Origin of the sequence: Eggerthella sp. (assembly GCF_048329335.1) — a bacterium.
Lineage (GTDB): Bacteria > Actinomycetota > Coriobacteriia > Coriobacteriales > Eggerthellaceae > Eggerthella > Eggerthella lenta.
Genome location: NZ_DBFEGU010000324.1, coordinates 1 through 9,513 on the forward strand (window position 1 = coordinate 1; position 9,513 = coordinate 9,513).

The following is a 9,513-nucleotide window of genomic DNA, read 5'->3' on the forward strand; positions in this document are numbered from 1 at the left end:
GATGGGGGCGTTCTTGTCCTTGTTCACGGCGAACATCGTGCCCGCGCGGTTCACACCCACCATGTGCTGCATCTGGCCGGAGATGCCGATGCCCAGGTACACCTTCGGCGCCAGCATCATGCCGGACACGCCGATGTAGGCCTCTCGCGGCATCCAGTCCACGCCTTCGGCCAGCGGACGCGAGCAACCGCACTCGCCGCCCAGCTTCGCGGCCACGTCGCGCATGAGCTGCAAGTCGGCTTCTTCGGCGAACCCGCGCCCGCCGGCCACCACCACGCCGGCTGCTGCGAGGTCCACGTCGCTCTTCGGCAGATCCTTCGTTCCCGTCACGCGCAGGGCGCGAGCTGGGGCGGCGAAGGGAGCTTCCTCGACGGCGTCGGTGCCCGAAGCGGAGGCCTCGTCGAACACGCCGGCACCCACCGTGTAGATGGCCGTGCCGTTAGCCCTGCTCTTGCGCTGGCCCACGCCGCCGAAGTACATGGTGGTGGCCAGGTCGCCTTCGAACTCGATGACGTCGGTGATGGTCGCCGTGCCCATATGGGCGGCCAGCCTGCCGGCCAGAACCTTCATGGAACGGGTGGGCTCGACCAGGACGATGCCCGGAGCCTCGGCGTCCACGACGGAGTTCACGCTGGCGTACGCGTCGTCGATGGCGTTTCCGGAGGGAACGTCGATATGCACGGCCTTGTCGGCCACGCCGGTCAGAGCCTCGACGCCGGGGGCGATCAGCACCACTTCGTCGGCCATGCCGCGGGCGCCGGCGCACAGGGCGCGGGCGGCGGCGGAGGTTTCAGCGATAACGCATGCTTTCATGTCCACATCACCTTTCCTACAGGGCCGCTTTGAGGGCGGCCGCGAATTTCTCCAGATCGCCGTCGACCGAGGCGTCCAGCATTTCCATCTTGCGCTCGGCCTGCTGCGGCGCCTTGGTCTCCACGACGTCGACGACCGCGGCCTCCACATCGGAAGCGGCGTTCACGGAGGACGGCTTCTTGCCGGCGGCGAGGATGTCCTTCATGCCGGGGATGCGAGGCAGCGCGATGTCGGGGACCACGCTGATCACGGCGGGCAAGTCCACCTGCACGGTCTGCAACTGGGTCTCCAGCATGCGGTCGCACGTGGCGACGGCGCCCTCCACCGACACGGCGGACACGGCGGTGACCACGGGCAGGCCCAGCGCATCGGCCAGCTGCACGTCCACCTGCTGCGCGTAGTTGTCGGCGGAGCCGTCGCCGCACACGATGAGGTCGGCGGCGTCCAGCCCGTCTACAAGGCGCGCCAGCATGGCGGCCGTCGCGTGGGCGTCGAGGTCGGCGCAGGCGTCGTCGGCGATCATCACCAGCTCGTCCACGCCGCGGGCGAGAATGCCCTTCTTCAGCTTGGAGTCGTCGGCCTTCGCGTCGGCGACCGACACGCAGACGACTTTCGAGTCCGCGTGGGCGGAGGCGAGCTGCACGGCGGCCTCGATGGCGTTCAGGTCGTACGTGGACACGATGCGATGGGCTTTCGAGTCGTCCAGACTCCGGTCGGCGGCTACGACGATGTCCTGATCGTCGGCCAGCACCTTGATAGGAACAATGATGTTCATGGATGCCTTTCCTTTCTTCTCCTATCGTCCTGCCGTTCTGCGGCATGGACATGCCGGGCAAACTGCTTGCCTGTCGTTCCGAGCGTAAGCCGAAGTCGAAAGATCCCGTGCTGCGTTAACAGGGAGTGCTGCGGCTGGCGCCGCACGGGATCTTTCGGCTTCGCGCCTGCGGTGCTCCGCTCAGGATGACAAGGGTCAGTTCCCGTTTGACCGGCATGTCCATGCCCGCGGGCGTTGCCGCGACCCTCCCTCCAAGGCCGCGGCAACGGGCGAGCGGGGTGCTACTGCTGCGCCTTGGCGGCGGCAGCTTCGAACTGCTTCTCGAAGAAGATCTTCTTGGCTACGACGAGGTGGTACTCGCCGGTCTGCAGCACGTCGCCGTTCTGGTCGATCATCGACATCTGGATGATGATGACGCCGCGCTCGGGCTTGTTGTCGTCTTTCGCGACGATCTCGGACGTGGTGTACACGGTGTCGCCCACGGCCGGCATCTTCAAGAACTTCCAGTTCTTCGTGCCCTTGGTCGCAAGAATGGAGTTGTTCATCTTCGCCATCATGGGATCGGACGGGTTGATGGACGGCGTGAACGTATAGATCAGCATGTGCTGAGCCAGCACGGAGTCATGGCCGTGGGCCTTGCAATACTCGAGATCCATGTGGATGGGCGCCCATTCGCCGGAGATGCCGGCGAAGTTGAGTATGTCGGCTTCGGTGATGGTGCGGCCCGTGGTGGCCGGGGTCGCATGGTTCAGCGGCACGTCCTCGAAGAACCAGGTGTCCTTGAACTTCTTGTCGAAAGCAGCTTGCAGTTGCTCGTTCATGTTGAATTCCTCCTTCAGGATGATGGCGGGCGAGGGCTAGTTCTTCTTGGCGATGTTGTAGTAGCGCACGTTGTCCAGAACCAGCGTGCCGTCCTGGTCGATACCATGCACGGCCAGCTCGATGGTGCCCGTGCCGTCGCCGTTGTCCGTCTTGTCCGTGATCTCGCACTCCAGGTGGATGGTGCTGTTGAACTTCACCGGGGCCATGAACTTCACGTGCTTGAAGCCCGTGAGGTCTCCCAGCGTCTCGGCCGTGGCCGACCAGAACTCGGTGCGCTTCAACATGCCGCCGGCCAGCGTCAGCGTAAGGGCGCCGTGGGCGATGTTCTCGCCGTACATGCCGGTCTTCGCGAACTCATGGTCCAGATGAACCAGGTTGTAGTCGCCTGTGATCTGCGCGAAGTTCACCACTTCGGCGTTCGTGATGGTGCGGCCGCCGGGGGACTGGAACTTGTAGCCGACCTCGACGTCTTCGAAATACAAAGGTGCTTGCAGCATTCTGACTCCTCCTCAGTTGGTTGCGCTTCTTGTTCCGATGCGCGGGTCGCGCGATGCTCCGTGCGACCCGCGAAATCGTTTCGTGATGCAGTTAGAACTTGATGACGTACATGGAGCGATCCCAGGTGTCGCCCAGGCCGACGACCTTCTCCTCGGCCATCTTCTTGATCTCCTCGTCGGTGTAGCCGCATTCCTTCAGCACGACCTCGGTGTCGGCACCCACGGTGGGAGCAACGACCGGGTCGGGAGCGCCGGCCTCGCGGAAGTAGACCGGGGTGCGCGGCATCTTGATGACCTCGCCGCTGGGCATCTCGACTTCCTTCATAAGGTTGCCGGTCAGCACCGCGGGATCGTCGGCGACTTCGCTGAACTTCAGGCAGATGTCGTTGGGGATGTCTTCCTCGGTGAGGATGTCGCTCCACTCTTGCACGGTCTTGGTAGCGAACAGCTCGTCCAGCATGGGGATGATCTCGTTCGACTTCGCCAGCGCGGTCATGTAGTCGGGGTACTTCGTCACCAGCTCGGGGTCGAGGCCCAGGCGCGCCACGAAGCGCGGCCAGTCCTTATGCCACTGCAGGCCGGCAACCATGATCCAGCGGTCGTCCGAGCCGCGGTACATGCAGGAGAACGGAAGGACGTTCTCGCGGCCCTTCGGCCACAGGTTGTTGTAGGGCTTCTGGCCGGAGAGGATGGGCACCATCGCGCTCATCATGCCGGAGCCGTACAGGCTGCACGACACCTGGTCGCCCAGGCCCGTGCGCAGGCGGTTGATGTACGCGGCCATGATGCCGATGGACAGGTACAGGCCCGTGGGGATGTCGCCCTGCGCCTGGTAGGGCATGTAGGGATGCGCGCCCTCGGGAACCACGTCGGTGGTGAGTCCCGTGCGCGTCGCGTAGGCGATCATGTCGAAGCCGCCGCGGCTGGCCAGCGGGCCCGTGCTGCCGTAGCCGGTGGTGTTGGCATAGATCAGCGCCGGGAACTTCGCATGCAGCGTATCCCAGTCGATGCCCAGCTTGACCATATCCTTCTCGCGCATGTGGCAGATGAAGATGTCGGCCGTCTCCAGCAGCTTCCACAGCACGCCCATGCCCTCCGCCGTGCGCGTGTTCACCGCGATGTGGCGCTTGTTGCCGTTGATGGCGTCGTACAGCGGGGCGTCGCCGTTGTAGATGTTCTGCGTCATGCCCGAGCCACGGATGCCGTCGCCGGTCAGCGGCTCGATGCGAACGACGTCCGCACCGTATTCGGCCAGGATCTCGGCGGCCATCGGTGCCGCGACGAACGCGGACATGTCGACGACTTTGACGCCATCAAGAAGCTTCAAATCAGACATTGCTCGTTCCTTTCACTCGCTGCGGCCTCATGCGCGCAGCTGTTTCAAAATCATGTTTCGCGGAGCGCGGGGCTCCGCCGGGGCGGGGAGGTCGTTGCGGCCTTCCCGCCCTTTGCGGATGAGCCGTGTTTCCTACTTGCCCTGGAAGGGACGCGTGGGGCGCTTCTCCAGGAATGCCGACATCGCTTCCTTCTGATCCTCGGTGCTGTACAAGTGGGCGAACAAGGCCGATTCGAACAGCAGCGCGCGGTCGAGATCCATCTGCATGCCCTCGTTCACGGCCCACTTCACGTACTCGAGCGCCAGCGGCGGCTTCGCGGCCATCTCCTTGGCCATGTTCACGGCTGCGTCAAGCAGCTCCTCGGCCGGGAACACCATGTCCACCAGGCCCATGGCCAGCGCAGCCTCGCCCTTGTAGTGGTTGCCCGTCATCATGAGCAGCTTCGCACGGCTGGGGCCGATGAGGCGGGGCAGGCGCTGGGTGCCGCCAGAGCCCGGGATGACGCCCATGTTCACTTCGGTCAGGCCGATGCGTGCGCGCTCGGAAGCGAGGCGAATGTCGCACGCGAGCGCCATCTCGAAGCCGCCGCCCAGGCAGAAGCCGTTGATAGCGGCGATGACGGGAATGCGGCACTTCTCGATGCGGGTGTTCAGGCGGTTGCCCTCGATGCCGCCATGGTACGAGCCCACGACGTCCATCTGGATCTCGCCCTCGATGTCGCCACCGGCGCAGAAGGCCTTGCCGTCGCCGCCGGTCAGCACGATGACTCGAACCTCGGGATCCTCCTCGTACGCGTCGAACAGGTAGTACAGGTCGTCCATGATGTCCTGATTGATGGCGTTCAGCTTCTCAGGCCGGTTCAACGTGATGATGCCCACGCCGTCGCGCTTTTCGGCCAAGGTCGCCTTCAGCTCTCGTTCTGCCATAATGAAACTCCCTTTCTTTAATCTTCGCGATGCGACTCTTGCATCGCTTTCTCACTCTTTCGTTCCGGGTTCGCGTTCGGATAAGCTGGACACACGTTGCTCTATCAGTTCGCGTCTCCGGATTTTCCCCATTTCGTTGCGAGGCATGTCCTGTACGATTTCGTAGGTCTTCGGGCATTTGTATCCGCTCAGCTTGGTGTGGAGGAACTCTTTGAGACCATCCGTCGAAAACTCGCTTTCCGCGCCTTCGATCTCGAGAATCGCATGCACCCTAAGACCCCATTGCTGGTCGGGAATGCCTATAACCACAGCGTCGGAGATACCGGGATAGTCGAAAATGGCGTTCTCCACCTCGGCGGTGTACACGTTCTTCCCGCCGGTCACGATCATGTCCGAACGACGGTCGGAGATGTACAGGAAGCCTTCCTCGTCGAGCCAACCGAGGTCGCCGACGCTGAAGAACCCGTCTTCCTCGGATTTGATGGATTGCGGCCCCACGTACTTTGCGGAAAGCCCCATAGCCGGCTTGCCGAATATCTCGCCTACTTCGCCGCAGGGAAGCGCCCGACCCTCCTCGTCGCGTATCTGCAGCTCACAACCGAAGGGACGTCCCACGCTGCCGCGGTGCTCCAGCCATTCCTCTCCTCGTATGAACGTGCTTGCGATCATCTCGGTCTCGCCGTACATCTCGTACACTTTTCTCGCGCCGACGCGCTCGATCCAGGCAAGCTTCACTTTGTCGGGGCAGGGGCCGCCGCTGTGGAACACGGCCTCCAGGCTTTCCAGGTTTCTGGTTTGGAAGGAAGGATGGCGCATCATCCTGTCCATCATCGTGGGAGCCAAGCCTATGAATTGAATCCCATGCTTTTCGATGAGCTCGAGCGCCTGTCCTTCGTCGAAGCGTTCCATGAGGTACACGGTCTGCCCGAAGAACAGTCCGATGTACGTGGCATTGCTGTACAGGTTGTGAAACAGGGAACCGGGGATAAGCTGTTTCGACCAAGGGGTCTGCCCCGTCATCGCCGTCCAAGCCGACAGATCCATCTCGCAGTAGGCCGGCCTGACTTTTTGCACGACGAGCTTGGGTTTTCCCGACGACCCTCCCGTCGGGATAGCCCGCGAGGGCTCGCAGGCGAAGAACGGCAGGATCTCGGCTCCATGGGGGAACTCTCCTCGGATCCAGCTCCGCACGTCTTGCTGCGATATGCAATCCTCGTCGTCGCAATCCCATGTCGATATCAGCAGCTTGCGCTCGAACAGCGCGTGTATATGGTTGCGTTCTTCATCGGTTCCCTTGGGGGACATGAATACGCAACACGCTCCCAGCTGCCAGGCGGCAAGCGTCGCAACGACGTTCTCGTAACCGTTGGGAAGGGCTATGACGACGTAATCTCCCTGTTGAACGTTTCGATCATTGAGATGGCAGGCGACCTTCTCGATCGCCTCGAACAGCTCTCGACGAGACAACGCCCGTTCCGATCCGTCGCGGGAGACATCGACGAGAGCCGTCTCGTCCCCCCACTTTTCGGCAAGCTGTTGAAGCTGTTTCGAAAAAGCAACCTTGTCAATCGGTATGCCGTCACATCGATCCATCGCGTTACTCACCTCCTTCTGCAGCAGCAAGCGCTGCCCGTTTCCTCATGTGCGTTGAACGGGGCGGACGCGAGGCTTTCGTCAGCCCGCCCCTTGCTCGTTCTGGCGTCTTACCGGTAGCGCTTGAGGATCTGCGGAGCGGTGTTGAACACCATGACCTGGTCGGAACCGCCGGCAATGCGGGCGCTGCGGATGTCGATGTAGTAACGGCCCACACGATGGTCGCCCACCACGCCGATACCTGCCAGCACCTGGATGGCGTCGTCAACCACTTCGCAGGTGGCCTTGGAGCAGTAGTACTTGGCCATGCCGGCGAGGATGCGCACGTCCTGACCCTGATCGGCCTGCCAGCACAGCTTGTACAGCATGTTCATCATGTTCTCGATCTTGCAGGACATTTCCATGATCATCTCCTGCACCAGCTCGAAGCGGCCGATCTGCTGGCCGAACTGCTCGCGCTGGTTGGCGTAGGCGCAGGCATCCTCGAACGCATTGACCGCCGTGGCGATGACGCCGGACACGTTGGCGATGCGCTCGCGGGTGAAGTTCGCCATGGTCTGCATGAAGCCGTTGTGCTCGACGCCCAGGATAGCCGATCGGGGCACGCGCACGTCGTTCAGGAACACCTCGCAGATGCTGGTGGGGGCGTTCTCGTGGCCCATCTTGGGAAGCTTGTTGATAGTCACGCCGGGGGTGTCGCGATCGACCAAGAACATCGTCGCACCGCGATGGACGTTGTCAACCATCGGATCCTTGGCGATGACGATGATGGCCGGAGCTTCCATGCCGCAGGTGGTGTAGTGCTTGCCGCCGTTGATGACCGCGGTGTCGCCGTCCCACGCGTAGGACGTCTGCATGCCGGCAACGTCGGAGCCGGTGGAGGGCTCGGAGATGCCCAGGGCCAGCGGCGCGCCGCCCGCGATGTAAGGCTTCACGTACTTCTCGATCTGCTCGGGCGTGCCGAACTCGCACACGTCGTACATCGTGGGCATGCCCATGGAGTAGAACGCGGCAAGCGGGCCGCCGTAGCGGGAGATGGTGAAGTTGGCCAGGGCCACCGTCATGAGGTCGACGTCGGTGCCGCCCACTTCTTCAGGCAGGCCCAAGCCCGTGAAGCCGGCCTCGGCCATGGCCTTCCAAGCATCCCAGGGGAACTCGCCGTTGCGATAGCATTCGCGCTCCTTCTCGGCCGGCATCTCGCGCTCGAGAAGCTCTTTGATGCTTTCGATGAGCAGTTCCTGTTCCTCGGTCTTAGAGAAATCGATCATTTCTGTGCCTCCTTGGCGGTTGTTTTGCGCGGATCGCGGATCACCGGTATCCGCGCGGTTGAAAACGGTACTTCATCGGATCGCCGTCGCAGCTGGCGATCCGCTTTCCACTAACGGCGTCTCAGCTGTTACTCGGCCTTCTTCTTGGCGGCTGCGGCCTGGGCCATCAGCTTCTCCATGTTGTACTGATCCTTGTCCCATTGATCCTCTTCGGTCACGAGACCCTGCTCGCGCAGCTCGTCGATCTTCGCGTCGTCGAAACCGTATTCCTTGAGCACCTCTCGGGTGTACTCGCCCGGATAGCCGGAGGGACCGAACTCGGCCTCGCCCGACGAGAAGATGGCCGGAGCCTTGACGATGCCGATGTGCTTGCCGGAAGGATAATCTATGCCCTGGAAGAACCCGGCGTCCCAAGCCTGCTGGTCATCCTGCAGGTCGGCGAAATGCTGGCAGAGGTCGAACGGGATATCGGTGGTCATGAGCTTCTCGATGGCCTCGTCGCGCGTGACGTTGGCCAGCACCTCGGTGATGATCGGCGTGATCTCGGCAGAAGCGGCCAGCGCGGTCTGATAGTCGGGCCACTTGGCGATGAGGTCTTCGTCCATGCCGAAGGCATGCACGAACTCAGGCCAGGAATTGTGCCACTGCAGGCCCATCAGGGCGATGGCCTTCTCGTCGGAGCACATGTACGGACGGGCCAGGGGCAGCACGGAGTTCGGATCCGTGGGGTACTCGTCGCCGTAGGCGGCGGTCACGATGGGGACGCCCACGCTCCACATGCCGGCGTGCATGAGGGCCACGTTCACTTCCTGACCCTTGCCGGTGCGCTGCTGCTCGATGTAGGCGGCCAGCACGGCCATGGCCAGATAGGTGCCCGTGGGGATGTCGCCGAAGCCGAAGTACGGGATCATCGGGTTGTCGCCCTTGATGGGGCAGTCCAAGTCGTAGCCTGCACGCGCGGCGTAGGAGGCCGCGTCGAACCCGCCGCGGGGAGCCCACTCGCCCTTGGTGCCGTAGCCGGAGGTGTTGCCGCAGATGATCTTCGGATTGATCTTCGACAGGCTCTCGTAGTCCAGACCCAGCTTCTTGGAATCCTTCGGTCGCAGATGCGAGAGGAACACGTCGCAGTCCTTCAGCATCTCTTTGAGGATGGCCAGCCCTTCGGGTTTGCGGGTGTCGAGCGTGATGCAGCGCTTGCAGGAGTTGATGGAGTCCCAACCGGCCTGGTCGCCGTTGTAGATATGGCGGGCAAGGCCGATGCCGCGGTTGCTGTCGCCGGTGGGAGGCTCGACCTTGATGACGTCGGCGCCCCATTCGCCCAGGATGCGTCCGCCCATCGGAGCCGCCATGAACGCGGCGATCTCGATGACCTTCATGCCTTCCAGAAGTTTCAGAGCCATGTGTTTCCTCCTCTTTCAAAAGGACTGTAGTGTGACGGGCGGTCCGGTTGTTTCCGGTGCCCGCCGGCTGCGGGGCTCGTGC

The 9,513-nt window shown here is 62.8% G+C and carries 9 protein-coding genes; all 9 read right to left on the reverse strand.

Annotated features, from left to right (window positions below; translation table 11 throughout):
* Positions 1 to 813, reverse strand: an 813-nt coding sequence (locus ACMO6A_RS10170; RefSeq protein WP_418471197.1) for an electron transfer flavoprotein subunit alpha/FixB family protein, incomplete at its 3' end; no start/stop codon positions are given.
* 16 nt (positions 814 to 829) lie between these two features.
* Complete coding sequence (locus ACMO6A_RS10175) at positions 830 to 1,588, reverse strand: electron transfer flavoprotein FixB (RefSeq protein WP_015761541.1); 759 nt, start codon at positions 1,586 to 1,588, stop codon at positions 830 to 832.
* Between the two features lie 281 nt (positions 1,589 to 1,869).
* The gene (locus ACMO6A_RS10180; protein WP_009305559.1) at positions 1,870 to 2,409 is read right to left on the reverse strand and encodes a MaoC family dehydratase; all 540 of its coding nucleotides are present in this window, start codon (positions 2,407 to 2,409) and stop codon (positions 1,870 to 1,872) included.
* A 36-nt stretch (positions 2,410 to 2,445) separates the two neighbouring features.
* Positions 2,446 to 2,907, reverse strand: coding sequence for a MaoC/PaaZ C-terminal domain-containing protein (locus tag ACMO6A_RS10185; protein ID WP_009305558.1), 462 nt, complete (start codon positions 2,905 to 2,907; stop codon positions 2,446 to 2,448).
* A gap of 91 nt (positions 2,908 to 2,998) precedes the next feature.
* Entirely contained in the window at positions 2,999 to 4,243 is a 1,245-nt protein-coding gene (locus ACMO6A_RS10190) for a CaiB/BaiF CoA transferase family protein (protein WP_009305557.1), read from the reverse strand.
* A gap of 132 nt (positions 4,244 to 4,375) precedes the next feature.
* Positions 4,376 to 5,170 (reverse strand): enoyl-CoA hydratase/isomerase family protein, encoded by a 795-nt coding sequence (locus tag ACMO6A_RS10195; RefSeq protein WP_015761540.1) that lies wholly within the window; start codon positions 5,168 to 5,170, stop codon positions 4,376 to 4,378.
* Between the two features lie 51 nt (positions 5,171 to 5,221).
* Positions 5,222 to 6,763 (reverse strand): class I adenylate-forming enzyme family protein, encoded by a 1,542-nt coding sequence (locus ACMO6A_RS10200; RefSeq protein ID WP_057384766.1) that lies wholly within the window; start codon positions 6,761 to 6,763, stop codon positions 5,222 to 5,224.
* A gap of 110 nt (positions 6,764 to 6,873) precedes the next feature.
* Positions 6,874 to 8,031 carry an acyl-CoA dehydrogenase family protein gene (locus ACMO6A_RS10205; RefSeq protein WP_114519823.1) on the reverse strand — a complete coding sequence of 386 codons (1,158 nt, stop codon included), beginning with the start codon at positions 8,029 to 8,031 and terminating at the stop codon, positions 6,874 to 6,876.
* Between the two features lie 128 nt (positions 8,032 to 8,159).
* The gene (locus tag ACMO6A_RS10210) at positions 8,160 to 9,431 is read right to left on the reverse strand and encodes a CaiB/BaiF CoA transferase family protein (protein WP_009305553.1); all 1,272 of its coding nucleotides are present in this window, start codon (positions 9,429 to 9,431) and stop codon (positions 8,160 to 8,162) included.
* Positions 9,432 to 9,513 lie beyond the last annotated feature (82 nt).

Excerpts from the sequence above, each read along its gene's own strand:
- ACMO6A_RS10200 (WP_057384766.1), bottom strand. The coding sequence starts at position 6,763 with ATGGATCGATGTGACGGCATACCGATTGACAAGGTTGCTTTTTCGAAA.
- ACMO6A_RS10190 (WP_009305557.1), bottom strand. The coding sequence starts at position 4,243 with ATGTCTGATTTGAAGCTTCTTGATGGCGTCAAAGTCGTCGACATGTCC.
- ACMO6A_RS10175 (WP_015761541.1), bottom strand. The coding sequence starts at position 1,588 with ATGAACATCATTGTTCCTATCAAGGTGCTGGCCGACGATCAGGACATC.
- ACMO6A_RS10180 (WP_009305559.1), bottom strand. The coding sequence starts at position 2,409 with ATGAACGAGCAACTGCAAGCTGCTTTCGACAAGAAGTTCAAGGACACC.
- ACMO6A_RS10185 (WP_009305558.1), bottom strand. The coding sequence starts at position 2,907 with ATGCTGCAAGCACCTTTGTATTTCGAAGACGTCGAGGTCGGCTACAAG.
- ACMO6A_RS10210 (WP_009305553.1), bottom strand. The coding sequence starts at position 9,431 with ATGGCTCTGAAACTTCTGGAAGGCATGAAGGTCATCGAGATCGCCGCG.
- ACMO6A_RS10205 (WP_114519823.1), bottom strand. The coding sequence starts at position 8,031 with ATGATCGATTTCTCTAAGACCGAGGAACAGGAACTGCTCATCGAAAGC.
- ACMO6A_RS10195 (WP_015761540.1), bottom strand. The coding sequence starts at position 5,170 with ATGGCAGAACGAGAGCTGAAGGCGACCTTGGCCGAAAAGCGCGACGGC.